Here is a 24832-nt window from a genome sequence, read left to right on the forward strand (position 1 = left end):
GCATCGCTTTCACTTTTCCACAAGGAATAACGGGATTGCCCCGGACAGATGCTACTGGAACAGGTAACCCTTCCCAAGAAGGAAGCTCCCTGCTCGTTCCCACCGTCTGCTCCGGATTGTACTTCAGCCTCTCCTCCTGCACCGGTTCGCACCACCACCGGCTCTCTGTTGCAAGGGTATGGAAGGCTTCGCCGGGTTGCCCCGATCCATCAACGCCTTATCGGTATTCGAATTTTTTTAGTTATACCATACCCGGTTGATGAAGTCAATGTGCCTGTTCTCCCTTGTTAACTGTGATATAATGGACGGTGGAGTTAAGGAGGTCATCCATGAGCAAGAATAGAGAAAAGGGTTCTTCCCGTTTCGTCAAGGGGCTGCGGATTACCGGGAAGGCCATGTGGGTCACGTTCAAGTGGACCTTCGTCATCCTGCTACTCGCCGGCTTTCTTGGAGGGGGAGCGGTCTATGGGTACGTATCGTCTGTTCTGAAGAGCGAGCCGGTACGGAGCCACGACGAAATTATGAAAAAGATTTACGAAGACGCCATAACCGGTTTTGTGTATTTCGATGACGATACGGTCGTCGGTCAGCTGCGGACCGAGGAGGACCGGCAGATCGCCAGCTTTAGCGACATTCCGCTCAAAATGCAGGAAGCGGTCATGGCCATTGAGGACAAGGACTTTATGACCCATCCGGGCATCGACCTGTCCGGTTCCCTGCGCGCGGTCAAGCAGCAGGTTCTGAAGGAATCCGTGCAAACGGGCGGAAGTACCATTACCCAGCAGCTCGCGCGACGTGTCTTCTTGAACCTCGATCGGGACATCACCCGGAAGATCAAGGAGATGGTGCTCTCCCTGCGGCTGGAGCGCCACATGTCCAAGGATGAAATCTTGACCGCTTATCTCAACAAAGTGCCTTACGGGAACGGATCAAACGGGTATAACCTGTATGGCATCAAGACGGCTGCGAAGGGCATTTTTAACGTAGACGATCTTCACAAGCTCAACACCGCTCAATTCGCCTATTTGGCGGGTATCCCGCAGCAACCCACGAACTTTTCCAACTATACGAGCAAGGGTATTCCTAATGAAGACAACATCAAGAACGCCATAAGCCGCCAGAAGCTCGTTCTTGAGAAAATGCTCGAAAACGAGTTCATCACGGAGTCGGAATACAAAGAGGCTCTCACCTTCGACATCCGCAAATCGCTGGCACCGACCAAGGAGAAGGCCTATAACACCTACCCCTATCTCATGATCGAAGCCGAGAAAAAGGCGATGGAGATTCTGGTTTCGGTCCACCATCCGGACATCGACAAGGAAACCCAGCCGGATCTCTACAATGAGGCTTTGAAGGAAGAAGCCATCAACCTGCAGCGCGGCGGCTACAAGGTGTACACCACCATCGACAAAAAAATCTACGACTCCATGCAAGTGATCTCGAAAAACGATGAGAACTTCTCTCCATATGTTGAGGAAAGAGGATATGAACAGGTCGGCGCCGTCCTGATCAACAACAAGACGGGAGCCATTCTGGGTATGATCGAAGGGCGCGGCTACGAACGCGAGCAATACAACCACGCCGTTCAAGCCCAGCGTCAACCCGGCTCGACCATGAAGCCGATTGCCGCATACCTTCCCGCTTTGGAAAAGGGAGCCATTCAACCCGCCGGTGTCATCGACGACATTCCGGTTGTCTTGAAGGACTACCAGAAGGGCTTCCACATTCCGGAGAACTGGGACCACAAATTCCACGGCCTGATTACGGCACGCGTAGCCCTCAATAAATCCTATAACATTCCGGCGATCAAGCTGTTCTTGAATGACGTGGGCATCCAGGAAGCATGGGCATTCACCAAAAATCTCGGCATCACCACCCTGACCGAATCCGATAACAGCGCCCAAACCGGCGTCATCGGCGGCTTGGCACATGGGGTAACGGTAGAAGAGATGACCAACGCCTACGCCTCCATTCCAAATGGAGGGGAATTCGTAGACGCCTACATGATTCGCAAGATCGTGGATGGGGAAGGCAAAACCATCTTTGAGCAGGTTCCGGATCCCAAGCGCGTCTATTCCGAGCAAACCGCCTTCCTCATGACCGACATGCTCCGTACGGTCATTACAGAAGGAACCGGTACTCTGATCCGCAAAACCTTCCAACACTACGGCGAAGTAGCCACCTCCGGCAAAACCGGCTCCACCCAGGATGACGGGGATGCCTGGTACATGGGCTACACGCCTGATGTGACCCTTGGGGTATGGGCGGGCTACGACAACCAGAAATACAAGCTGAGCAAAAAAACCGGGGGGACCGAACGAGCGATGCGCATCTGGTCGCTTGTCATGGACGAAGTGATGGACAAACGGCCGGATCTGTTCCCGAACAAAACCTTTGAGCAGCCCAAAGGAGTCGTGAAGAAGACGGTCTCCACCCTCTCGGGCAAAATCCCGAATGAAGAGGTCATCAAAGCCGGCAAGCTCACAACGGACTGGTTCAACACCAAGTTCGTTCCCCAAGATGAGGACGATGTACTCGTCCCGATCAAAACGATTGTTTATAACGGAATCAACTATATCGCCAAGCCCGAGACGCCGGAGGAGTTCCTGACGGAGAAGCTGGGGATCAAGCGCAAGGAATCGCTCAGCGCGCTGCTCAAGCAAATTTCTGAGCTGATGGCGAAGGTATCGGGCAAGGATCGCAAGCCGATTGAGCGGTACATTCCGACGGATGCCGACATGGATGCACCGCAGGATGTTGATCCGCGAACAGACGATGGCAAAAATCCCGACCCGCCGAGTACCCTGGCGATGACCGGAGGGATTGCCTCCGCGAAGATTACCTTCAAGCCGAGCGCGAGCGGAGACGTTGTGGGGTATCGCCTTTATCGATCGGCCGATCTCACCACGTATGAACAGGTCACGGGCAATGTCGTGCTGGCGGGAGCAACACCGGAGTTCACCGTAGGAGCTCCTGGAGCCATGTCCTCCTATTACGTCACCGCTGTTGACGTCGCAGGCAAGGAATCGGAACCGAGCGCGGTAGTGTACCCGGGTGGAGCCACCATTCCCGATCCCGGAGAAGATCCAGCTTCGACTCCAAGCCCGGGTGAAACGCCGGGCGGAACGGATAATCCGTCAGCAACCCCAACCCCGAACGCCTTGCCAACCGCTCCCGAGGGGATAACCGCGACTCAGGATGCGACAGGGGTTCATCTGACCTGGCAGGCCAACGCGCCGGACCAGAACATTCAGGAATATCGACTGTACTATGCCGCAACACCGGAGGGTCCCTTCGAGTGGAAAGCGAACACCCGACAGACGGAAATTCTCTACATTACCGGCCTGGGAGGCGGCAGCTTCTACATCACCGCCGTCAATGACAAAGGCGAATCCAACCCCTCTGTCATTGTTACCGCACAATAAGGTCCTCAAAGGAGAAAAGCCGTCAGGCTGCGTGAGATACGCAGCCTGACGGCTTTTTGAGTTACTGGCGAACGAGTAATGGCCCCTTGGCCATGGCCCGTTCGCAGATTCAGACGTTTTCAAGTTTCTCCAGAAGCCCCTCAATCATGAGATAGGAATTCTTGGCAGCCTTTTGCGTGAACGCTGTGTAATTGTCCGGTGCCGAGCCATCGGCTTTGTCCGACATGGAGCGAATCACCACATAGGGAATCTCATTCATCGCGCATACCTGAGCGACGCTGGCGCCCTCCATTTCGGCGCAAATCCCCTTCATTTCGCGGTACAGCCTTTCCACCACTTCTCGGCTCGCCACGAATTGGTCTCCGGATAAGATCCGACCGCTCTTAATTCGGCCTTGGAATCGTTCCTCTCCGACCTCCAGAGCAAGCTGGACAAGCCTTTCATCCGCCGGGAATAGGGAGAGGTCCTGATAGGGAATGATGCCTCTCGCGTACCCCAGCGGGGTCACGTCCATGTCGTGCTGCATGCACTCCACCGAGACAACCACATCCCCTACCTCCAGTTCAGGGGCCAGTGCCCCGGCTACACCCGTGAACAGGATCGCTTGAACGGCGTAGCGGTCAATCAACACCTGAGTACAGATCGCGGCGTTCACCTTGCCCACCCCGCATTTACAGAGAACTACCTGTTGCCCTTGAAAACGGCCTTCGTAGAAGGTAATCCCGGCATAGCGGCTGATGACGGGCTCCTTCAAATGCTCGTGAAAGAAAGTAATTTCTTCATCCATGGCTCCGATGAGCCCAAAACAGGTGACATTCACTCTTCGCTTCCCCCAAAAAAAAGCGGCTCAGTTAAACTGAGCCACCGATTTGCGATTGATGATTTCGTGAGGCAGCACGTACTTCGTCTGCTCCACGCTTTCCTTGTTCATCAGCTTGGTCAAGAGCCGCATGGAGACGGCTCCGATGTCGTACATCGGTTGTGCCGCTGTAGACAACGTTGGACGAACCATAGACGCTATTCGGGAATTGTCTACGCTGATAACGGAGAAATCCTCCGGAACGTGCAGTCCCTCGTCCTGGATCCGGTGGATGGCGCCAATCGCCATCTCGTCCGTTGCAGAGAAGATCGCCGTCGGACGATCGTCCAGGCTAAGGAAGTAGCCCATCGCCTCATAGCCGGACTCGTAGCGGTAATTGCCTGCGCGAACGTAACTCTCTTCGACGGTCAGGCCCGCCTGCTCCAGTGCTCGCTTGTAGCCTTGGTAGCGAGCAAACCCGAGGGCAGAATCTTGCAGCGTCCCGCTGATCATGGCAATCTTGCGGTGCCCGTTCGCCAGAAGAACGTTCACGGCGTCGTAAGCGGCCGCTTCGTGGTCGATATCGACCTCCGGCAGAATGCCCTTATCATCCGAGGTTGCGCACAGGACGATCGGAACATTCGCGGTATTGAAGGCTTCGCGGTGCTCTTCCGTTACCGTTCCGCCCATAAAGAGCAAGCCGTCTACCTGCTTCTCCAGGAGCGTATTGATCACGCGAACTTCCTTCTCTTTTTTCTTATCCGCGTTGCACAGAATAATGTTGTAGTGGTACATGTTGGCGATGTCTTCAATTCCGCGAGCAACATCCGCGAACAAGGTATTGGAGATATCGGGGATGACGACGCCAACTGTCGTCGTCTTCTTGCTGGCCAGACCGCGCGCCACCGCATTGGGGCGATAGCCGAGCCGTTCGATTGCTTCGAAGACCTTCTTACGGGTCTGCGGCTTCACATTCGGGTTGTTGTTGACAACCCTGGAAACCGTTGCCATGGATACTCCCGCTTCGCGGGCTACGTCATAGATCGTTACGGTCACGTTTCTTCGCTCCATTACTCTATATGATTTTGTTAAGTTCGACCCATATTACCGTTATGATACGACAAATAAAGGGATTTCGCAACGATTCGGCCGCTTCCTGCCGAAATCTCGCCGCGCTATCCCTCCATCAAGGACTTCCGATTACCGGTTTATTCGGTTGCGGACGCTGGCGGCAATGGTCGCAGGAAGGGTCTTGTCTGCTAATTGGGAGAGCCGATCCTGCGTTTCATCCGCCCACTCCGACTCCTCTAAGGAGCGGGCGAGCAGCAGCATGTCCAAAAGCTCGTTGATCCGTTCCTCCATCAGCCTGCGAACCCCTTCCAGCCCCGCTTCTTGCTTTTGCTGGAGATGGATGAGGCGAGCGACCTCATTGCGTTCGTCGAAACGCAAATAGATCCTTTCCGTAGATGGGGGCTTGAGGCGCCCCAACAGATTCACCAGGCAAGACTTGACCGGAGGAAACACCTCACTGTGGTTGCAAGAGTCGCAGGTCAGCACCGGCACATTGTCGATTTCGGCCGTCTTCTTAAATACGACGGTGCTCAGCTTCAGCTCCATCCTTACTCCACAGCTGCAATGGTTATCCATCGTTTACCCACTCCCGGTTCTCATTCCTCGGCATCTTCCTCTAGAGCGTGTTCGGGTTTACAAACACGCTCTAACTCATTCGACCTGGGCAAGGTGAAATCCTTCCACCCTTCACGTGGAAATAATTAGTAGATGTTGGCATAGAGGGAAGAACCCGTCAATGAGTTAGGCTTCCTCCCAGGCTAAGGAAAGCTGCTCTCGAACCTCTGCTGCCGTGGAACAGCCCAGAGCGGCCAGGAGAGCGGCTTCGCACCTCTCCGCACTGCATCCGATCAAGGCTTTCTTGACGGGCAAGCAGGATTGAACCGACATGCTGATCTCATGAACCCCCAGGCCCAGCCAGATCGGCAGCGCAAACGGATCACCGGCCAGTTCCCCGCAAACCCCTACCGGGATCCCCGCCTGTTGGGCCGCTTGCGTCGTGGATCGAATCAGCCGCAGCACAGCAGGATGATAAGGCTCATAGAGCGCAGCAACGGCTTCATTCATCCGGTCGACGGCCAGAACATACTGCACCAGATCATTGGTGCCGATGCTAAAGAAATCGACCTCTCGGGCAAACAAGTCCGCGAGCATGGCTGCGGCGGGTACCTCAATCATCATCCCGACGGGAATGGCCGGATCGTGAGCGATTCCTTCGTCTTGCAGCTCCTGCTTCACGTCCTGAATGACCGCCTTCGCTTCCCTCAGCTCTTCCAGCGATCCCACCATCGGGAGAAGCAGCCGGATCGGCCCGTGAGCTCCTGCCCTCAGGATCGCCCTCAATTGAATGCGGAACAGGTCCTTGCGGGTTAGCAGGATGCGCACCGCCCGAAGCCCAAGGGAAGGATTCTCCTCCTCAGGAAGGGCGATATAGCTGATCGCCTTGTCTCCCCCGATATCGAGCGCGCGAAACACAAGGGGGTTCCCCCGATGCTTCTCGACGGCTTCCCGATAGATCTCATATTGCTCCTCTTCACCGGGTACGGAGCTTCGATCCATGAACAGAAACTCCGTTCGGAACAGCCCCACTCCCGGAACCCCTTCCTCAATCGAGCGGTCGAGCTCGCTCAGGGAGCTGATGTTGGCCAAAATCTCCAGCCGTCTCCCGTCCTGCGTAACCGGAGGATAGCTGATGATTTCTTGAAGGGAATGGCGTTCCTCCTCCAGCTTCTCGATTCGATGCTGGTACTCCTCCACAAGGCCGCCGTCTGGATTCACCCAGATCAGGCCGGCATCTCCATCCACAATGAGCAGATCCCCCGACTGGATGGTTCGCTGAAGCCGTGTGTCGAGCCCCGATACCATGGGAATGCCCATCGCCCGCGCCATAATGGCCGTATGCGACGTTTTGCCGCCCATCGCCGTCACGATGCCAAGCAGGTTGTGAGGGCCCAGATTGACGAAGCCGGAGGGGGTTACCTCCTTGGATACGAGAATATAAGGCTCATCCGCCGGCATCTCCGGCAGGAGAACGCCTGTATCGCCGAGCAGATGCTTCAATAACCGATTGCCCACATCGCGAATGTCGTCTGCGCGTTCCCGCATGTAATCGTCGTCCAGCAGCTCAAACATATTGGCGAACTTATCGGTCGCCTGCTGAACAGCCTGCTCTGCCCCGATCGAACGCAGCTTCATGATCTCCCGCACCTCGTTCAGGAAGATGGGGTCTTCCAGAATGGCAAGGTGGGCATTAAAAATCCCTGCTTCCTCTTCCCCGATCAGCTCCCGAATATCCGACCGGATGGATTCCAGCTCGGATCGACTCTGATGAATACCGGCAACCACCCGGTCAAGCTCCTCGGTCAGGTCCGCATCCCGCATCGTTCGTTCCGGGATATGCTGCTCTGACGAAGTCAGGACATAGGCGCGTCCGATGGCAATTCCCGGAGAAACTCCGATTGCTTTGTTCATGCAGGCTTTCCTCCTTCTCCGGCCTCTTCCTTCAACAGAACCGACAGCACGGAAGCTTGACCTTTCTTGACTGCTTTATAAGGAGCGAAGCTCCAGCTTTTGACGAGATCGGAGTTGGTGATGACCATGGGGGTGGCCAGCGACTTGCTCAGTTTTCTCACCTTATCGTATTGGAAATGCGCCAGCAGCTGGCCAGGCTTCACTTCGTCGCCCACCTCCACGTAGATGGTGAAGCAGTTTTGCAGCTGCGAGGTGTCAATGCCGATATGCAACAGCACCTGCAGCCCTCCCGCTGTCTCGATTCCGATGGCGTGCTTGGAGGGGTGAACGTGTACGACCTTCCCGGCGAGCGGGCTGACGAGCTCGCCCCGGTCCGGAATGAACGCCACTCCGTTCCCCACCAGCCCTTGAGCGAAGATGGGGTCCGGCACTTCTTCGAGCGGAATCATCCGGCCGCTCATCGGGGAATGGAACGCCACCTGCTTGATCTCTTTTTTGGTGAGGCGCACAATCTGTTCCTTGATCATATCCGAGTAGGTTCCAAAGACCACCTGCACGTTTCCTCCGCCAAGGTGAATGACACCGGCTGCACCCAAATTTTTAAGAGACGCAATGTCAATCAGTTTATCATTGTCGAGGGTTAGGCGAAGGCGGGTCACGCAGGCTTCAATCGTCTTGATGTTGTTTTTGCCGCCGAGCGCCTCCAGAATGAGCGGAGAGCGATAAGGAATATCGCCGGCCCACTCCTCCAGTTGGGAGCCTTCCTCACGCCCCGGCGTCGGGATGCGAAAGCGACGGATGGCCCAGCAGAACAGACGGTAATAAACGAACCCGTACAGAAGACCGATGGGCAGGAGCCAAATTCCATGAGCCGATAGATGGAAATTGACAACATAGTCAATAAAGCCTGCCGAATAGGAAAAGCCGTGGTGTATGCCCAGGCTGTAGGTCAGCCACATGGCAAGCCCCGACAGAACGGCATGAATGCCGAATAGATACGGGGAGGCAAACAAGAACGCAAATTCGATCGGCTCCGAAACCCCGGTGAGGAAGCAGGCGAAGGCGGCGATCAAAAAGGTTTTGCGAATCTTTGGCTTCAGGTCCTCGCGCGCTTCATGAATGATGGCGAACGCAATGGCGGGCAGCGCAAACATCATAATAGGGTATAGCCCGGCCATATAACCGCCGGCTGTAGGATCCCCCGCAAAGAAGCGCGGAAGGTCGCCGAACACGTAGCTGCCATCCGGCCGCTGGTAGGAACCGAGTTGAAACCAATATACATTATTGAGAATATGATGCAGCCCGGAGGGGACAAGCAGCCGGTGAGCCACCCCGTACAGGAAGGCCCCGAACCCGCCCATGTCGAGCAGAAATTGAGCAAAATGACCCAGCCCATCCCGGATGAATGGCCCCGTCTTCACCGTCACGATCGAAACCATCAGCGTAACGACGCTCATGAAGAGGGGGACAAGACGGACGCCGCCAAAAAATTGAATGATCTCGGGAAGCTGGATATTCTTCAATCGATGATAGGAAACGGCTGTCAGGATCGCAATCAAGACGCCGCCTGTGATGCCAAATTGAAAGTCCGGACCCAGGTAGCGAAGAGCGATCTGCTGAAAGAGATAATAGCTGAACAAGGAGGTCATCCCGGCGATGACGGAATTCTCTGCAAGTCCCAGTGCTACACCCGCGGCGAAAATAAAGGGCAAAAAGGTAAAGATCGATTGACCGGCAAACGACAGGATGTCGCCTACCTGGCCGAGGGAGACAGAATCCCAGGGCATGTTCCCGAGCCAGATCAGGATGGCCGCAGCCGGTATAACCATAACGGGCATCATGAGGGACCGCCCCAGCTGCTGCAGGTTTCCCATCCAATTCATTGGGCTTCTCTCCTTTCCTCATCCTGTATGGTAAGGGTTGTCCTGTTTTTTGTAAAGGCATAAAACGCCCCTTCGCGTGCATGGAAAAGGACGGTTCCGCGTGTCAGCGCGGACAACCGTCCCTTATGAATACACGAATTGACCACCTAGTAGACCGCTAAGCAATCAGGCTGTCGGCCCTTTCGCAAGCAAGGCGATCAGTTCCCTCATGAAGGCGGGAAGATCCGGCGGCCGGCGGCCCGATACCAGATTCCGGTCGACGACCGCTTCCTCATCCACCCAGATAGCGCCTGCGTTCTCCAAGTCGTCCCGAATACCCGGCGTCGAGGTGAGGGTATACCCCTTAACGATTTTGGCGGAGGCGAGCACCCAGCCGGCATGGCAAATCTGGCCGATCGGCTTGGCGGCTTCATGAAATTCCTGGGTAAGGCGCAGGACATCCGCATCCCGCCGCATCTTATCCGGAGCCCAGCCACCCGGTACGTAAAGCCCGTCATACGAAGCAGAATCGGCATCAGCATAAGCGATATCCGAGGTTAGCGGCACCCCGTATTTTCCCTTGTAGACGGTACCAGCCTCGGGTCCGGCAATTACAACCTCAGCTCCTGCCTCCCGGAGGCGCAGGATCGGATACCACATCTCCAAATCTTCGAAATCCGTGTCGCAAAAGGCGAGTACCTTTTTGCCGCTCAGTTCCATTTTCCATTCCCCCGTTTCTTAGGATGATCTCGACCCCCTTTTCTATCCTACCCGAGAGCCGAAACAGATGCAAAGCGAAACGCCGCCATCCCGGAGGAAGGCGGCGCCTCTTTCATGAAAGGTAGAACAATGAGTCCTCTACCTTAGTTTTCGTTGTACAGGTACTCGTCATGTCCCGGTTGATCGCCTTTGTAGCCTGCCGTGTGGTACGATGCTGCCGAGCTGGAAAAGCTGTTCCCGCTCAAAGCACCCGATTGAGCCGGCGTTGAGGAATCGGAGCGGAGATAGTCATCATGCCCCGGTTGATCACCTTTGTAGCCTGCCGTGTGATACGATGCCGCCGAGCTGGAAAAGCTGTTCCCGCTCAAGGCACCCGATTGGGCTGGCGTCGAGGAATCGGAGCGAAGGTAATCGTCATGTCCCGGTTGATCGCCCTTGTACCCTGCCGTGTGGAAGGATGCCGCCGAGCTGGAATAACTGTTCCCGCTCAAGGCACCCGATTGGGCCGGTGTCGAGGAATCGGAGCGGAGATAGCCATCATGCCCCGGTTGATCGCCCTTGTACCCTGCCGTGTGGAAGGATGCCGTCGAGCTCGTAAAGCTGGCTCCGCTCATGCCCCCTGCTTGGGCCGACGTCGAGCTTGTGAAGGACGACGTTCCCTTTTTCGGACGATTGTAGAAGGACTGAACCGCTCCGGTCGGCTCGAAGGAAGGCTTCGATGACGAGGAGATGACATTGGTCGCCGGGTATTTCCAGTCGGTCTTCAAATCGCTGTCATGATTCGGCTGATTGCCTTTGTAGTTGCTTTTGTGGAAATTCTGGTTGTTTTGCATAACCCAAACCTCCCTAAAGGATTCGGTCTTCCTGCGGGGAAGAAACCGCTGCAAGAAGCCAGTTCTATTGTGAGCGGTTTGGGGGGCTTTTACGTTAGGGCCTTGATGGGAACTTTAGAAGCGGTTCGGCCGGGTGACCGCATCCTCCACCTTGATGCAGCGATCCATGATGACCGTGATGCCGTTCTCCTCGCAGATGCCTGCTGCCTCTTCATTGACGATGCCCTGCTGGAGCCAAAAAACCTTCGCTCCGATCCGAACGGCCTCTTCCGCGATGGGAACGACTTGATCACTCCGGCGGAACACATTGACGATGCTGATCGGTTCTGGAACTTCGATCAAACTCGCGTAACAGGTCTCTCCAAGGATCGTTCCGGTTACGGTCGGATTGACCGGTATGATGCGATAGCCCCTCTCCTGCATCGCATGCGCGACCATATAGGAGGTGCGGTCCGGCTTATCCGAAAGACCGACAACCGCGATCGCTCCCGCTTGCTCCAGCAATTCCTTGATCTGCTCCCGAGATGGATTCTCAAATGCCATGGCTCATTCCTCCACAAAGGTAAGATCGGCTCCCAGCGCAAGCAAATGCTGAAAGAAGCCGGGGTACGATTTGGCTACATGCTGGGCGTCGCGAATGACAAGCCCCTTTCGCGAACGCAGACCGACGATGGTTAGCGCCATAATCACTCGATGATCATAGTGTGCGTCGATTTCCACTCCGCCTTCCACACCGTCCGGGCTTCCATGGATGATGATTTCGCTTTGACGCTCCTCGGCATTTACTCCTGCCTTGCGCAGCTCCCGAACGAAGTCGCTGATTCGATCGCATTCCTTGTAGCGAAGGTTCTCCACATTATAGAAGCGGGACGTCCCTTCCGCGAACACGGAGGCTGCGACCATGGCAAGAACGCCATCCGTGAAGCCGTCTCCGTCGAACTCTCCGGCCTGGAGTCGGCCGGTTCCTTGCACGTGGACGATTCCATCCTTGTGCGTCAGCGGAACCCCCATCGCTTTCAAAACATCGACAACTTCCCGCTCGCCTTGACGGCTCGTCTCGGACAGACGATGGACCCGCACATCCGAAGGAACGACAGCCGCTGCTGCCAGAATCGCAGCGGAACCGGGGTAGTCTCCTTGTACAACATACTCCTGTGCTTTATACCGTTGGTTTCCGGGAATGCGATAATGCATAAGATCGGAGGAAGCTTCGATGTGAATCCCCGCCTGCTCCAGAACCTCCAGCGTCTGGCCTACGATAATCTTCGACTTGAGGTCATGGAGCACCTCAATCTCGCTGTCTTCCTGCAAAAGCGGAGCCGTGAACAGGAGAGCGCTCAAAAACTGCGAGCTCACGGAGCCGGACACCGTCAGCTTTCCTCCGCGCGGCTGGCCACCCCGTAGGGTGATGGGCAGCCGCCCCCCGTTGTCGTCCACCTCGACTCCCATTTGCCGAAGCGAGTCGATCAGGTCGTGATGCGGACGCTTGCCGAGGGATTCCGGGTACGCATTGACAAACGTCACCTCCGGGCATAACGATGCGATGCCCATGAGAAAGCGAAGAACCGCTCCGGCATTCCCCACATTCAATTCCTTCACGTCGCGGGGGCGATTGCCGAAGCCGCTAATGACCAGCTTCTCCTCATCCTCCGTCCATTCGGCCCCGAGGTCACGAATGCAGCGCCTCATGGCGTCGCTGTCCTCACTGTGGGCCGGGTACCAGATGGTGCTGGTCCCTTCGGATAAAGCGCCAACCAATAAATAGCGGGTTGTATAATTCTTCGATGACAGGGCTTGAATGTCACCCGACAGCCTAGCGGCCGGTTTCACGATGGCTTTCATGGACGATCTGTCTCCCCTCCTGATGACTGCCCGATCGGGAGTCGGCTTAAAAGCAGCTCGACCACGTCTTCAGGGGCATAGCCATCGGTTTCCAAATGATGATGGGCAAAGGCGTAGGCTCCTGCCCTCTGGGTCAGAAGGGCGGCTACCCGCTCTCTTACATCGCCTGCAAGCAGCGGGCGATTGCGATCCTTGCTCACCCGGCGAATGATGGTCTCCTTCGATGCAATTAGCTCGGCCACAACGCCGTGTTCGAGCATCAAGCGCCGATTTTCTTCACGAAGCACGGAGCCCCCTCCGGTCGAAATAACCTGTCGGTTGTTCCGAAGCAGCTTGTGCAACACCGCCGTCTCCTTGTCTCGGAAAAAATCCTCTCCCTTTTCCGCAAAAATCTCCGGAATGGTCATCCCGGTCGCGCGCTCGACCTCCTGATCGGAATCCCGATAGGCATACCCGAGTCGATCCGCAGCGAGTCGGCCAATGGTAGACTTTCCTGTCCCCATAAACCCGACGAGTATTAAATTGATTTCGTTCATGCTTGTTCGACCACCCCGTTGCAGTTATGCGTTTACGCACTATCTTATCACAGCAAGCCGGGAGGTTGGCAACGCTTTTTGCATGTCTTTTGCTGCAGATGACGGCCAAGCTTGCATGAAATCGGCCCTTCTGCCGTATGGTGTAGTAAAAGACCAACCCATCGGAGGGATTCCCGTTGCTCCCCACTCCCGCACCGCGTCAAAGCTTCCGCCATCTGCTTGATCCCGCCTACCTGCTCTGCCGGAATGATCTGATCTGGGCGCTTATGGTATTGAAGCAGAAAACGGCCGAAGGAACGCTCCTACACGCGGAACTTCCCCGGCCGAATCTTGTCCGTAACGTTCATGCAATGGCGGAGCTGGCGCTCGCACTTCTGCGGCCCGAAAGCGGCATGGCGCTGGCTCAATCGGACCTGAAGACGCTCCTGCGCGAAGCATCAGCCGGCATTGTCGAGCCGTAAGCTTCACAGCCGAGCCGTTTCCCGTTAAGTGGGATCTGCTCCTCTTATTCGGCTCCTTCCAGCCAGTTGTGGTGGAAGACCCCTTCCTTGTCAACACGCTCGAAGGTATGAGCCCCGAAGTAGTCGCGCTGCGCTTGCAGCAGGTTGGCCGGGAGCCGCTCCGTGCGGTAGCTGTCGTAGTAAGCGAGGGCGGAGGAGAATGCCGGAACCGGCACACCGCGGGTAACCGCTGCGGCAACAACGGAACGCCAAGCGTCCTGGTAGCTTTCGACCACTCCCTTGAAGTAGCTGTCCAGAAGAAGATTCTTCAACCCCGAATCGCGGTCGTAGGCATCCTTGATATTTTGCAGGAATTGGGCGCGGATGATGCAGCCGCCGCGGAAGATCATCGCGATATCGCCGTAGCGGAGGTCCCAACCGTATTCGTCCGATGCTTCACGCATTTGGGCAAAGCCTTGTGCGTACGAGCAAATCTTGCTCGCATAGAGAGCCTTGCGTACGGCTTCAATGAAAGCGGCGCGATCGCCTTCGAACGGGGCTTTCGCCGGACCGCTCAGCACCTTGCTCGCGGCTACCCGCTCAGCCTTCATCGCCGAAATGAAACGAGCGAAGACCGATTCGGTGATGATGGACAGCGGAACACCCAGGTCGAGTGAGCTTTGGCTCGTCCATTTGCCCGTTCCCTTTTGGCCGGCTGTATCGAGGATGACGTCCACCATCGGCTTGCCCGTGTCCGGGTCCTTGCGGGAGAAGATGTCGGCGGTGATCTCGATCAGGTAGCTGTCGAGCTCGCCCTTGTTCCATTCGGAGAAGATCGTGTGAAGCTCGTCCGCGTCCACGCCAAGTACATCGCGCAGCAGGTGATAGGCTTCGGAGATCAGCTGCATATCGCCGTACTCGATGCCGTTATGTACCATTTTGACATAGTGTCCGGCACCGTCTGGTCCGATGTAGGTGCAGCAAGGGTCTCCGCCAACCTTCGCCGAGATGGCCGTCAGGATCGGCTCTACGAGCTCGTAGGCATCTTTTTGTCCGCCCGGCATGATGGACGGGCCCTTCAGCGCGCCTTCCTCTCCGCCGGATACCCCGGTTCCGATAAAGCGGATGCCGCGGGCTTCGAGCTCACGGTTTCGGCGTTGGGTGTCCGGGAAGTACGAGTTTCCGCCGTCAATCAGAATATCTCCTTCTTCGAGATGCGGAAGAAGTTGATCAATGGTGGCGTCGGTTGCCGTGCCTGCCTTGACCATGAGGAGGATTTTGCGCGGGCGTTCAAGAGACGCTACGAATTCCTCCACGCTGTAGGTGCCCACGAGGTTTTTGCCTTTGGCCTCCTCCAGCAACTCTACGGTCTTATCCTTGGAACGGTTAAAGACCGATACCGTAAATCCTCTGCTTTCAATATTCAGCGCCAGGTTCCGCCCCATAACGGCGAGCCCGACGACTCCGATCTGTTGCTTCGTGTCTGCCATCTGTTTGTCTCATCCTTTCGTTCCGCTTGTCTTGGTGAAGCCTTCCTCCATTGGCTTCTGACGAGCCTGGTAGTCTGCGATCACCGCAAACTCCGGCTCCAGCCTTTGGTACAGCCTCGTATAAATCCCCTTGAGCTCCCCGTATTGCCCGCTTGCCTGGGGATTCGGTTGATGCTCTTCCTGCACATGAGTCCATTCGCGGATTCCATCAAGCCCTGCTTTTTCGCCCATCGCCCAAAATCCGAGATAAGCGGCGCCCAAGCCTGAGCTTTCCACGCTCTCCATGAGGCTGATGGGCTTCTTCAGCACATCGGCCAGCATCTGCCTCCAGAGCGGAGACTTGGCCATTCCTCCGGAAACGCGAACCTCCTCCGCCCCTCCGGTCATTTCCTCAAGCGCGGCGGCCACCGAATCGAGTCCGTATACAACGCCCTCCATGACCGCGCGGATCATGTGCTTCTTCTCGTGACTCATCGTCAAGCCGAAGAAGACGCCTCGGGCGTTGGCGTTCCAATACGGCGACCTTTCCCCGAGCAGGTAAGGCAGGAAGAGCAGTCCTTCGGAGCCGGGAGGGACCTCGCGAGCAATCGCGGTCAAGTAATCGTAAGGATCAAGGCCCGATGCGCGCGCTGTCTCCGCCTCCTGCGTGGCCAGAACATCCCTCGTCCAGCGAAAGAGAATGCCGCCGTTGTTCACAGCCCCGCCGACCACCCACAGACCGTCGGCAAGCGAGTAACAGAACAACCGGCCTTGCGGGTCGGCGAGCGGAGCCTTCACCGTCGTTCTCACCGCGCCGCTTGTTCCGACCGTGAGCGCCCAGGAGCCGGGAAGAACCGCACCGGCACCGAGATTGGCAAGCGGGCCATCCGCGGCTCCGATGACGAAAGGAGTATCCGCCGGGAGCCCCGTCCTCTCCACAGCCCAGTCAGGCAAGCCCCTTTCGCAGTGATGAGGCGGAACGAGCTCGGACAGCTGTCCTTCCTGAATCGCCGCTTCCTCCAATGCCATAGTGTCCCATGATAAGGTGTCCATATGAAGAAGGCCGGTTGCACTTGCCGATGAATGGTCGACGAGGTATTTTCCGAAGAGCCGGAAAAAAACATATTCTTTGATGCCGATAAATTTGGCCGCCTTACCGAAAATCTCGGGATTCTCGTCACGGAGCCATAGCAGCTTGACCAACGGAGACATGGGATGGATCGGGGTGCCGGTCCGACGGTATAGCGTATCGCCCCTCCCAGACTGCTTGAGCCGATCGGCATAGGCCGCGCTGCGGCTGTCAGCCCAGGTCAGCAGCGGAGTGAGCGGGCTTCCTTCGGCATCCATTGCCATTAGGCTGTGCATGGCGGTGCTGAAGGAAACGGCCAGAATCTCTTCCGGCTGGACCTCCGTTTTGCGAAGCAGCTCTCCAATCCCATCCAATACGCCGTCCGCCATTCGGTTCGGGTCTTGCTCGGCAATGCCGGGTGCCGGCGTATGGAGCGGATAAAACACCGAGTGCGCGGCGTGTATGACGCCTTCCGGGTCCACGAGGAGCGCTTTGACGCTGGTGGTCCCCATATCCGCTGCGATCACATAGCGTTTCCGTTCGTTCATGACTGTCCCTTTCCCATCGGGGTTTGCTTCACTTTTTTCTCCCCATCATGATATCACAGCCGGGGGCGGGATACCAACTGGAACGGCACAACGCCACAAGACCCGCAAGGCCGCTTTTTCTGCACGGCTTACGGGTCTTGTTCTGCTTCCAGCTCTTATAACTCCATCGTTACCATCTCTTGGCGGAGCTCCTCCATCCGGCGCTTCCCGGATTCGATTCCTTCCCGATCATCTGCAGCGATGGCTTCGGCCAGAACAGCCAGCTCGTAATCCATCTCCAGGCGCAGAACCGGAATGCGGTCCTCGATGCGCCGACTCTTGATCGCAGCAGAGACCTCCTGGCTTGTGACCGCGGATTCTCGTTCGTAAACCACCTTTCGCTCGACCCCGTTGATCTCCACCATCCGAATGATCTCTCCGAACATGATGTTCTCAATGACGATCTGCCGATCCTTAAAGCGTTTGACAACCGCATGGCCGCGCGTATCGTTAATCAATCTCTCCATCAGCTCCGCCAGCTTATCGTCTCGCAGAACATAGTTCCCCACCATCTTAAAGCGCTCTCCAACCCGATGAAACTGCAGTTTAACCAGCTTGCGTCCCGACCGGATGGAGATCACGAATTCTTTATCGCTTTCGTTCCAATAGAGGGAGTAGCCTTCCTGGATCAGGTCTTTGATGAATTGACGGATTAGCCGGCGGTCAAAGCGCACATCCAAGTTGCAGTACTCCACTTCATGACTTTTGTTCACGGCAATCCCTCCCATGGTCTATCGATTAGACTTATCCCAGTTCTAATCTGAATGTTCTGACAATTTATTGATTTCTTACAGTTTATTATGAATCTGCCGTTTCCGCAACTTGGTTTTTTGACCATTTTCCCCATGGCTTGCCCCCTCTCTCCACTTTCATTCCCAGTCTTGACCAATTTTCAAAATCTATTCCATCCGTTATTGAGAGAGTTGCTAGAACCTGCTTTTGAGTCCTTTGAAAAATGGGCGGTTTCTTCCTGCAAAAAACGCTTGGCTCCCTAAAATATCTCCTTGATTCCTGGCGAGGTTCTGCTATACTCTTTTTGTTTGGCCGAAACCCACAAACCGGGCAGCCGCAAAAAAGATGTCGGACGAAAACCTGCCCAGAGAAAGGATGAGATGACTGATATGGATCAACGCAATACTCCGCTCTTGACCGCGCTTCGCGCCCATGCGGACAGCAACCCCGTTCCTTTTCACATTCCCGGACACAAAAAAGGGGTTGGGATGGATCCCGAATTCAGAGAATTCATCGGCAGTAATGCCTTATCCATAGATCTCATCAACATCGCCCCGCTCGATGATCTTCATCAGCCGACGGCGGTGATCGCGGAAGCGCAGCGGCTAGCAGCCGAGACCTTTCGCGCAGATCAGACCTTTTTCTTTGTTCAGGGGACGAGTGGAGCGATCATGACCATGATCATGTCCACCTGCTCCGAAGGGGACAAGATCATCGTGCCGCGGAACATTCACAAATCGGTGATGTCCGCGATAATCTTCGCCGGCATCAAACCGATCTTCCTGTCGCCGGTCCGCGACAAGAACCTCGGGATCGATCACGGGGTAACCACCCGTTCGGTTAAGAAGGCGCTGACCGCCCATCCGGATGCCAAAGCGGTGCTCGTTATTAATCCGACCTATTACGGAGTGTGCGCCGATCTGAAGGAAATCGTCGAGCTCGTCCACAGCCACGATATGGTGGTGCTCGTGGATGAAGCCCATGGAGCACTTCTTCCCTTCCATGACGACCTCCCCATCTCCGCGATGGAAGCCGGCGCTGACATGGCTGCAACCAGTGTCCATAAACTGGGCGGAAGTCTGACGCAAAGCTCGGTGCTGAACGTTCAAGGAACCCGTGTGAACACGAAACGGATTCAGACGATCATGAGCATGCTGACGACGACGTCCACTTCCTATATTTTGCTTGCCTCGCTCGATGCAGCGAGACGGAATCTCGCCATCAACGGCCAGGAAATGGCCGATCAAGCCATTCGGCGTGCCAGTCAGGCGCGCAAGAGCATCAACGAAATCCCCGGCCTCTATTGTTTCGGCGAGGAGATTCTCGGAACAGAAGCGACCTTCGACTTCGATCCGACGAAAGTGAATGTTCTCGTGCGCCACTTGGGCATCACGGGGTATGATGCGGAGAATTGGCTTCGCGAGCATTACAACATCGAAGTCGAAATGAGCGACATGTACAACATCCTCTGCCTGATTACACCGGGCGACACGGAGGAGAGCGTGGACCTTCTTGTGGCTGCGCTCCGTCACATGTCCGAGCTGAACTATAACATCAAGACGGCCAATGAGCTGATCGTCACCATTCCGGACATTCCGCAGCTCTCGCTGATTCCTCGCGATGCGTTCTACGGCGACACGGAGGTCGTTCCGTTCAAGGAATCGGCCGGCCGCATCATTGCGGAATTCATCTATGTGTACCCGCCGGGCATTCCGATTCTCCTTCCAGGAGAGGTCATCACCCAGGAAAACATCGACTACATCACCGAGCATGTCGAGGTCGGCCTTCCCGTGAAGGGGCCGGAGGATCGCACGGTGCAGCAGGTGAAGGTTATCGTGGAAACCAAGGCGATTTTCTAATTGCACGGGTCTCCTATCGGACAAAAAAACGGGTTGTTCCATTCAGGTTTCTCACCTGTTTGGAACAACCCGTTTTTTGACCTCGTCATTATCGGTCAATCCCATTGCGTCGATAGACGACGGCGAACAGCCCTGCTCCGACAAGAATCCAGAGGACGATCGCCCCGACCCGCAGGAGCCCGTCACTGCCGAACGCGGTTCCATCGATCGCCTGCTTCATCAGAACATTCATGTGATAATTGGGAAGAAACCAGGCGATCTTCGTCATAACCGGATTCAGCTCGGCGAACATGGGGACCATGAAGAACACAAGCACGATCGGCATGCCGACGACACCCGTTGCCATCTGATTCTGGGCGATCATTCCGATCATGGCTCCAAGCTCCAGCATCGTCAGGCAGACCAGCGTGGTGAGGAGCAGGAAGATGCCGTACAGGGACGCATCAATTCCAACCAAGAAGAAGATAATCGCGTTTAACACCGTCGATACCAGCAAGGTAAACAACCCTTTGCCCACAAAAAACTCAACAGGCGAGACAGCCGACAGCATCAACGTGCGGAGCGTCTGCTTCTCCTTCTCTTCCGCAATCAGCATCGCAATGACAAAGCAGGTCACCATCGTTAAGCTGGTTCCTACGCAGAGGGTCAGCAGATCGCCTTTCGGAAAGTTTTCATCAAATATCGACGAATAAAGTACGGCAAACAAGAGCGGCAATGCACACATAAACAGGATATTGGGATTCTTCCCAAACTCTTTGCATTCTTTTTTAAATATGGCACGGATATGTCTCATGGATAATGCCATTACAGTTCCCTCCCCGTCAAGTTCAAGAAGATGGTCTCCAAATTCGGCTCCATCGAGTGAACCGCCCTCACCTTGCCCGTCTCCATCCAGCCCTTCAGCTTGCTGCCGCCTTCTGCATCGTTGCGAATGTAGAGAGGCTCCGGCTCTCCCTCCAGAATCACCTTCACGGAACGGTCCGAGTATTTCAGCTTCAACTCGGCGGGAACTCCCAGCTCTACGACTTCTCCTGCATTCAGGAAGGCGACGCGGTGGCACAGCTTGTCTGCCTCATCCATGTTGTGCGTGGTGAGAAAGATCGTTGTGCCTTCCCGGTTCAACTGTCGAAGCAGCCGGTGGATCTCCAGCGTATTGGCCGGATCAAGCGAGGATGTCGGTTCATCGAGGAACAAGAGCCTGGGTTTATGCAAAATGCTTCTCGCGATCATCAGCCGCTGCCTCATGCCTCGAGACAGCTTCTTCGCTTCCTTCTTGGCATGCTCGGCGATGCCTACCTTCTCTAGTAACAAGGGGATTTCCTTGTAATCCACGCCATGAATATCGGCAAACAAGGCCATATTGTCGTATACGCTCAGGCGCTCATAGACTCCGCTTGTGTCAGACAGAAGGCCGATCTGATTCGTGAGCTTGCGGATGCTCCCATCCTGACTCTCCCCCATCACGCGGAGCTCTCCCGAGGTCGGACGGAGTTGTCCGGTGAGGAGCTTAATGGTAGTTGTCTTCCCCGCGCCGCTCGGACCGAGAAACCCGAAAATCTCCCCTTGCTCCACCTGAAAGGTAACCTTTTGCAGAGCGACATGCTGCTTGAACTCTTTGCGTATTGCTTGCATGGATAAGATCGCGCTCATCCCTGTGCCCCCATTCGTTCGAGTCTTGACCGATATCGGTCGATGAACCAAGTATTGCAGACTCCGGCTGTCCCTGCTACATAATCACCGCGAAAAGCGCCACAAGAACCCCCAATGCGGCCAAATTGGCACTGAATGGAGTCTCTGAACGGGTGATTGGAGCAAATAGACGGCTGAATGGAACACAAAATCAGAGCTTCAAGATCTCCTTCAACTCGTCGAGCCGCCCCTTGGAGAGGGGGATGGAGGTTTTGTTGCGGTCATCCAGACTCAAGCTGTAGCTGTTCCGGGTGAAGGTCACAACCTCCTTCAACCTCTGGAGATTGACGAGGTACGAACGATGACAGCGGAAGAAGCCAAAATGACGCAGACGCTCCTCCAGCTCCGTCATCGACAAGGCGCAAGGGAACCGATCCCCCCGAACACTGAGCGCACTCGAGCCTGCCTCACTCTCGACAAAGTCGATCTCCATCGGATCGAAGAGTAGGATCCGATCCTCCAGCCGAGCCGGAATTTTTTCGATCCGGTAGACAGGAATTGAAGCTGTCTCCTGAGCGGGAAAGGCGGCCGGTTGGTCTTCCCGAACGGAGGCATCCTCCATGCCGGTCTGCAGCTCGATCAACCCATCGTCGTCAAGCCGATAGGAGCGCCCCCCAAGGAGAAGCGTGTCGCGGAAGAAGAGAGACATGTTCAGGATCGTGGTGCCTTCGTGATAGAGCTCCTCCATATTGTCGAGAAGAATCGCCAGGTTCTCCCGGTCCATGTTGGAATTGGGCTCCTGGAAGAGGAGCAGCGAGGGCTGCTTGATCCTTTCGCGGGCAAGGGCGAGTCGTTTTCGCTGTCCATGACTCAACTCGTTGATCTTCGTGCTTGCGCTGTCGAGAAGCGCTGCCTTCTCCAGAATCCGACGAACATCCACTGACTTGTCTGAAAGCTCAGCGAAAAAGGACAGGTAAGCCCCGACCGTCATCTTCGAGTAAAACTGCTCGTCTCGATAAATGACGCCAATTTTCCCTCTGTTGCTCTTTATGTATTCCTGATGGGGAATGCCGGCGAGCCGAATGCTCCCGCGATTCTGGACTTCCTTCCCCAGGATGAGATCCACTAGTAAGTCGCTTGCCGCATGATCGCATTCCAAGCTGAGCCGTTGCCCTTGTTCCAAGTGAAGGCTCAAGTCATGGAGCTTTGTCCCTTTTCTCGTCTTAAAAACATTGCAAAACTCCAGCATACCGTTCTAACCTTCCCTTCTCCTGACAGCCCGGTGAAGTTGGGCCCCCTCCCGATTCTAGCGATAGTCCCCAATCTCGCGCAAGCCCTTTGGGAAGGATTTGCTCCAAAGAGCCCCATAAAAACAAGAAAAACCCCATGGTGAGGGGTTTTCCACGCGGTTCCAGTCAATGGACCCGGCGCACAATTATTCAGCTTCTTGAGCAGCCAGTTCGTTGTAGATGGCAACGACCTTTTGCCATTCGGCGTCGTCTTCGATGCTGACCAGATAAGCTTCGCCATCTTCTTCTTCAATGCGGAAGATGATGCCGTCTGCTTCCGGGTCATTGCGATCCAGCAGGACCGCATAAGCGTTGTCTTCGGACTCGAATTGGAAGACCATGACCATCTCATGCTCATTGCCTTCTTCGTCGGTTACCATAAACACCGCGTCATGTTCGTGCTCATGGTCGTGATCGTGGTCGTGACCGCAGCCGCAACCGTCGTGATGATGTTCGCTCACGATATCTCCTCGTTTCTGCAAATAGTGTTTCGATACTCGTGTATCGTACCACAAGTGATTGACAAAAGGAAAGCCGTTCTCACGAACGGCCTCCAGCGCCCTGACGGATCAGCCAGACGTAATCGTCTTCTCCGAAACGACAGTGTATTCTCCTTTGTACAAGAAGGAAACTTTCACGACATAGTCGCCCTTCTGCGCGAAGTTCACGTTGACCTTCCACAGGTACCAGAAGGAGCCGTTGTCCGACTTCGGCGGCACTTCCTCAGGGCTCGTCGCCACCACATCCCCATTCGGGGTGTAGACCGTAATCTTGAATTTCTCCACCGGCAGCTGAATGCCTGCTGCGTCGACGAAGACAAAGAAATCACCGGAACGGCCTTGGGCTACGCGCGAGAAAGGCTTGCGAATCGTCGTGAGATCCTCCGCTACGTCTTGGGCGAACACCATGTGCACGTCAGGACGATTCATGTCCACGGTCTTCGTGGTGCTGTCCCACTTCACCAGTGTATGAAGCGACTCCGCCACATACCGAAGAGGAACCATCGTCCTCTCCTTCAGCAGGATTGCCGGAGCCTCGTTCTCCGCGACCTTCACATCCGTTCCATCTAAACGCATCTTCACTCTAGAAAAACCTTCATAGTCGCCCCACTGGGATTCGGCGTACACACTGGCACCGAACAGCAACGAGAAGGTGGTTAACAGGACGAGTAACCGCTTGGCCTTCATCTTGTGTTTCCCTCCATCATCATCGGTTTCATCTGCTAGTATATACTCCGGTCCGGTTCGGGAGTTGCGAGCAATGGCAAAAAAATCTTGCGGATTTTCTCCCGTTTCCTCGGATTCTCTTAACGATTTGAAGCCGATCCATCGATTTCCTGTGGAACCTTTAATTTAAGGGAGAGGATCGGCTTCCTTGCCGCTGCCGAGGGTTCGATTGAGCCGTTGGTATTGGAGAAGCATGGCCGTCCGCCAGGGCAGCAGCATGCCGAACGCCAGCAGGAAGAACAGCGAGCCCGTCTGGCTTAAGCTGACGTAGTGCTCGACATAGTCATGAAGCACGAGACGGACGGCAAGGAGGATCAGCAAAATGAAAATGAACGCCTTCGAGCGCTTCAAGAAGATTTGGCCGTCGATGGCCTCGAACTTCGAGGTGCGAATGAGCGGGTACGCAAAGAAAACCGCACCAGCGAGAAACGCGGCAAGCCCCCAAGCGAGGGGAATTCGCATGAATGGAAAGAAAAACATGGCGAAGCCGGTGCTCATGCCGAGCGGCGGGATGATGATCTTGCGCGCCGAGGTAGGACGCCCCGCTGCTTTCAATCGAATGAAGATCACCGACAACGCAAACAAAGCCGATAGCAGCATCGGCAGCAGATGATTGGGAAGGGACAGGGGCATGGCCGTCAACTCCTCATGAGAATTACACTCATTATAACGAAGTCTCCGTTCGAAGGAAAGACGGCCCTGGCTCCCTTGCGTGAAAGATGGTTTCCTTATTTGTAAGCTTTTCCTTGGGTGAGGATACAGGGAACCCCACGCCCAATCGCGCCAGGAAGGGTCATCTGCTCCAAGTAACGAAGGCCTCTCTGACAGGGTGATTTGCAGACAAAGCAGGTATCGGAAGAAACGATCTTGCGGTTAAAGCGGTGTTTGTCTCCGCTTGCCATCGGTTCCTTTTTCTTGGCAGCCGGTTTTGCCATCAGGCATCCTCCTTCCCGTCCGGAGCAGTACTCCGGATTA

23 protein-coding genes are annotated in these 24832 nt (G+C 55.5%); 3 read left to right on the forward strand and 20 right to left on the reverse strand.

The annotated features are described in order from the left end of the window. Positions 1 to 329 precede the first annotated feature (329 nt). Complete coding sequence (locus AAFN83_RS19260; RefSeq protein WP_347772385.1) at positions 330 to 3425, forward strand: transglycosylase domain-containing protein; 3096 nt, start codon at positions 330 to 332, stop codon at positions 3423 to 3425. Between the two features lie 109 nt (positions 3426 to 3534). On the opposite strand, the gene AAFN83_RS19265 is transcribed toward AAFN83_RS19260, so the two are convergent. The 10 genes from AAFN83_RS19265 to AAFN83_RS19310 form a co-directional block, all read right to left on the reverse strand. Further along, the gene (locus AAFN83_RS19265) at positions 3535 to 4245 is read right to left on the reverse strand and encodes a 5'-methylthioadenosine/adenosylhomocysteine nucleosidase (protein WP_347772387.1); all 711 of its coding nucleotides are present in this window, start codon (positions 4243 to 4245) and stop codon (positions 3535 to 3537) included. A 27-nt stretch (positions 4246 to 4272) separates the two neighbouring features. Continuing rightward, complete coding sequence (ccpA, locus tag AAFN83_RS19270) at positions 4273 to 5280, reverse strand: catabolite control protein A (RefSeq protein ID WP_347772389.1); 1008 nt, start codon at positions 5278 to 5280, stop codon at positions 4273 to 4275. Positions 5281 to 5424: 144 nt separating this feature from the next. After that, on the reverse strand, positions 5425 to 5871 hold the full coding sequence (locus tag AAFN83_RS19275) for a hypothetical protein (RefSeq protein WP_347772391.1): 447 nt from the start codon (positions 5869 to 5871) through the stop codon (positions 5425 to 5427). A 165-nt stretch (positions 5872 to 6036) separates the two neighbouring features. Next, a complete protein-coding gene (gene ptsP, locus AAFN83_RS19280) occupies positions 6037 to 7764 on the reverse strand; it encodes a phosphoenolpyruvate--protein phosphotransferase (protein WP_347772393.1) in 1728 nt (575 codons plus the stop codon). Further along, on the reverse strand, positions 7761 to 9647 hold the full coding sequence (locus tag AAFN83_RS19285) for a glucose PTS transporter subunit IIA (RefSeq protein WP_347772395.1): 1887 nt from the start codon (positions 9645 to 9647) through the stop codon (positions 7761 to 7763). The genes ptsP and AAFN83_RS19285 overlap by 4 nt, the downstream gene beginning before the upstream one ends. Before the next feature lie 165 nt (positions 9648 to 9812). Next, entirely contained in the window at positions 9813 to 10346 is a 534-nt protein-coding gene (locus AAFN83_RS19290; RefSeq protein WP_347772397.1) for a type 1 glutamine amidotransferase domain-containing protein, read from the reverse strand. Between the two features lie 143 nt (positions 10347 to 10489). Then, positions 10490 to 11179: a hypothetical protein gene (locus tag AAFN83_RS19295; protein ID WP_347772399.1), complete on the reverse strand. Its 690-nt coding sequence runs from the start codon at positions 11177 to 11179 to the stop codon at positions 10490 to 10492. 114 nt (positions 11180 to 11293) lie between these two features. Beyond that, entirely contained in the window at positions 11294 to 11722 is a 429-nt protein-coding gene (locus AAFN83_RS19300) for a CoA-binding protein (RefSeq protein WP_347772401.1), read from the reverse strand. Positions 11723 to 11725: 3 nt separating this feature from the next. Then, positions 11726 to 13021, reverse strand: a complete 1296-nt coding sequence (gene aroA / locus AAFN83_RS19305; protein ID WP_347772403.1) for a 3-phosphoshikimate 1-carboxyvinyltransferase — start codon at positions 13019 to 13021, stop codon at positions 11726 to 11728. Continuing rightward, positions 13018 to 13557, reverse strand: a complete 540-nt coding sequence (locus AAFN83_RS19310; RefSeq protein ID WP_347772405.1) for a shikimate kinase — start codon at positions 13555 to 13557, stop codon at positions 13018 to 13020. The genes aroA and AAFN83_RS19310 overlap by 4 nt, the downstream gene beginning before the upstream one ends. A 176-nt stretch (positions 13558 to 13733) precedes the next feature. On the opposite strand from AAFN83_RS19310, the gene AAFN83_RS19315 reads away from it, so the two are divergent. After that, positions 13734 to 14018: a hypothetical protein gene (locus AAFN83_RS19315; RefSeq protein ID WP_347772407.1), complete on the forward strand. Its 285-nt coding sequence runs from the start codon at positions 13734 to 13736 to the stop codon at positions 14016 to 14018. Positions 14019 to 14062: 44 nt separating this feature from the next. Here AAFN83_RS19315 and gndA read toward each other — a convergent pair whose 3' ends face one another. The 3 genes from gndA to AAFN83_RS19330 all read right to left on the reverse strand — a co-directional run bounded on the left by gndA (position 14063) and on the right by AAFN83_RS19330 (position 17835). Then, positions 14063 to 15487 carry an NADP-dependent phosphogluconate dehydrogenase gene (gene gndA / locus AAFN83_RS19320; RefSeq protein WP_347772409.1) on the reverse strand — a complete coding sequence of 475 codons (1425 nt, stop codon included), beginning with the start codon at positions 15485 to 15487 and terminating at the stop codon, positions 14063 to 14065. Between the two features lie 9 nt (positions 15488 to 15496). Further along, a complete protein-coding gene (locus tag AAFN83_RS19325; protein WP_347772411.1) occupies positions 15497 to 17083 on the reverse strand; it encodes a gluconokinase in 1587 nt (528 codons plus the stop codon). Between the two features lie 155 nt (positions 17084 to 17238). After that, positions 17239 to 17835, reverse strand: a complete 597-nt coding sequence (locus AAFN83_RS19330; RefSeq protein WP_347772413.1) for a hypothetical protein — start codon at positions 17833 to 17835, stop codon at positions 17239 to 17241. A gap of 408 nt (positions 17836 to 18243) precedes the next feature. Between AAFN83_RS19330 and AAFN83_RS19335 the strand changes: the two genes are divergently transcribed. After that, positions 18244 to 19713 (forward strand): aminotransferase class I/II-fold pyridoxal phosphate-dependent enzyme, encoded by a 1470-nt coding sequence (locus AAFN83_RS19335; RefSeq protein WP_347772415.1) that lies wholly within the window; start codon positions 18244 to 18246, stop codon positions 19711 to 19713. Positions 19714 to 19801: 88 nt separating this feature from the next. Here the strand turns inward: AAFN83_RS19335 and AAFN83_RS19340 are convergent, their stop codons facing one another. The 7 genes from AAFN83_RS19340 to AAFN83_RS19370 form a co-directional block, all read right to left on the reverse strand. Then, a complete protein-coding gene (locus tag AAFN83_RS19340; RefSeq protein ID WP_347772417.1) occupies positions 19802 to 20518 on the reverse strand; it encodes an ABC transporter permease in 717 nt (238 codons plus the stop codon). Further along, positions 20518 to 21363 carry an ABC transporter ATP-binding protein gene (locus AAFN83_RS19345; protein ID WP_347772419.1) on the reverse strand — a complete coding sequence of 282 codons (846 nt, stop codon included), beginning with the start codon at positions 21361 to 21363 and terminating at the stop codon, positions 20518 to 20520. Before AAFN83_RS19345 ends, AAFN83_RS19340 begins: the two co-directional genes overlap by 1 nt. A gap of 190 nt (positions 21364 to 21553) precedes the next feature. After that, complete coding sequence (locus AAFN83_RS19350) at positions 21554 to 22525, reverse strand: LytTR family transcriptional regulator DNA-binding domain-containing protein (RefSeq protein ID WP_347772421.1); 972 nt, start codon at positions 22523 to 22525, stop codon at positions 21554 to 21556. Positions 22526 to 22777: 252 nt separating this feature from the next. Next, the gene (locus tag AAFN83_RS19355) at positions 22778 to 23092 is read right to left on the reverse strand and encodes a DUF1292 domain-containing protein (protein ID WP_347772423.1); all 315 of its coding nucleotides are present in this window, start codon (positions 23090 to 23092) and stop codon (positions 22778 to 22780) included. 108 nt (positions 23093 to 23200) lie between these two features. Continuing rightward, on the reverse strand, positions 23201 to 23818 hold the full coding sequence (locus AAFN83_RS19360) for a stalk domain-containing protein (RefSeq protein WP_347772425.1): 618 nt from the start codon (positions 23816 to 23818) through the stop codon (positions 23201 to 23203). 165 nt (positions 23819 to 23983) lie between these two features. Beyond that, positions 23984 to 24490 (reverse strand): CcdC family protein, encoded by a 507-nt coding sequence (locus AAFN83_RS19365; RefSeq protein ID WP_347772427.1) that lies wholly within the window; start codon positions 24488 to 24490, stop codon positions 23984 to 23986. Between the two features lie 95 nt (positions 24491 to 24585). After that, positions 24586 to 24792: a hypothetical protein gene (locus AAFN83_RS19370; RefSeq protein ID WP_347772429.1), complete on the reverse strand. Its 207-nt coding sequence runs from the start codon at positions 24790 to 24792 to the stop codon at positions 24586 to 24588. Positions 24793 to 24832: the final 40 nt, after the last annotated feature.

Origin of the sequence: Gorillibacterium sp. CAU 1737, assembly GCF_039888655.1 — a bacterium.
Classification (GTDB): Bacteria; Bacillota; Bacilli; order Paenibacillales; family NBRC-103111; genus Gorillibacterium.

What these genes read in the sequence shown, in the direction of transcription:
- gndA (WP_347772409.1), bottom strand. Translation starts at nt 15,487, where the DNA reads ATGGCAGACACGAAGCAACAGATCGGAGTCGTCGGGCTCGCCGTTATG.
- AAFN83_RS19365 (WP_347772427.1), bottom strand. Translation starts at nt 24,490, where the DNA reads ATGCCCCTGTCCCTTCCCAATCATCTGCTGCCGATGCTGCTATCGGCT.
- AAFN83_RS19300 (WP_347772401.1), bottom strand. Translation starts at nt 11,722, where the DNA reads ATGGCATTTGAGAATCCATCTCGGGAGCAGATCAAGGAATTGCTGGAG.
- ptsP (WP_347772393.1), bottom strand. Translation starts at nt 7,764, where the DNA reads ATGAACAAAGCAATCGGAGTTTCTCCGGGAATTGCCATCGGACGCGCC.
- AAFN83_RS19260 (WP_347772385.1), top strand. Translation starts at nt 330, where the DNA reads ATGAGCAAGAATAGAGAAAAGGGTTCTTCCCGTTTCGTCAAGGGGCTG.
- AAFN83_RS19275 (WP_347772391.1), bottom strand. Translation starts at nt 5,871, where the DNA reads ATGGATAACCATTGCAGCTGTGGAGTAAGGATGGAGCTGAAGCTGAGC.
- AAFN83_RS19340 (WP_347772417.1), bottom strand. Translation starts at nt 20,518, where the DNA reads ATGGCATTATCCATGAGACATATCCGTGCCATATTTAAAAAAGAATGC.
- AAFN83_RS19360 (WP_347772425.1), bottom strand. Translation starts at nt 23,818, where the DNA reads ATGAAGGCCAAGCGGTTACTCGTCCTGTTAACCACCTTCTCGTTGCTG.
- AAFN83_RS19345 (WP_347772419.1), bottom strand. Translation starts at nt 21,363, where the DNA reads ATGAGCGCGATCTTATCCATGCAAGCAATACGCAAAGAGTTCAAGCAG.
- aroA (WP_347772403.1), bottom strand. Translation starts at nt 13,021, where the DNA reads ATGAAAGCCATCGTGAAACCGGCCGCTAGGCTGTCGGGTGACATTCAA.
- AAFN83_RS19295 (WP_347772399.1), bottom strand. Translation starts at nt 11,179, where the DNA reads ATGCAAAACAACCAGAATTTCCACAAAAGCAACTACAAAGGCAATCAG.
- AAFN83_RS19335 (WP_347772415.1), top strand. Translation starts at nt 18,244, where the DNA reads ATGGATCAACGCAATACTCCGCTCTTGACCGCGCTTCGCGCCCATGCG.
- AAFN83_RS19285 (WP_347772395.1), bottom strand. Translation starts at nt 9,647, where the DNA reads ATGAATTGGATGGGAAACCTGCAGCAGCTGGGGCGGTCCCTCATGATG.
- AAFN83_RS19370 (WP_347772429.1), bottom strand. Translation starts at nt 24,792, where the DNA reads ATGGCAAAACCGGCTGCCAAGAAAAAGGAACCGATGGCAAGCGGAGAC.
- AAFN83_RS19310 (WP_347772405.1), bottom strand. Translation starts at nt 13,557, where the DNA reads ATGAACGAAATCAATTTAATACTCGTCGGGTTTATGGGGACAGGAAAG.
- AAFN83_RS19325 (WP_347772411.1), bottom strand. Translation starts at nt 17,083, where the DNA reads ATGAACGAACGGAAACGCTATGTGATCGCAGCGGATATGGGGACCACC.
- AAFN83_RS19290 (WP_347772397.1), bottom strand. Translation starts at nt 10,346, where the DNA reads ATGGAACTGAGCGGCAAAAAGGTACTCGCCTTTTGCGACACGGATTTC.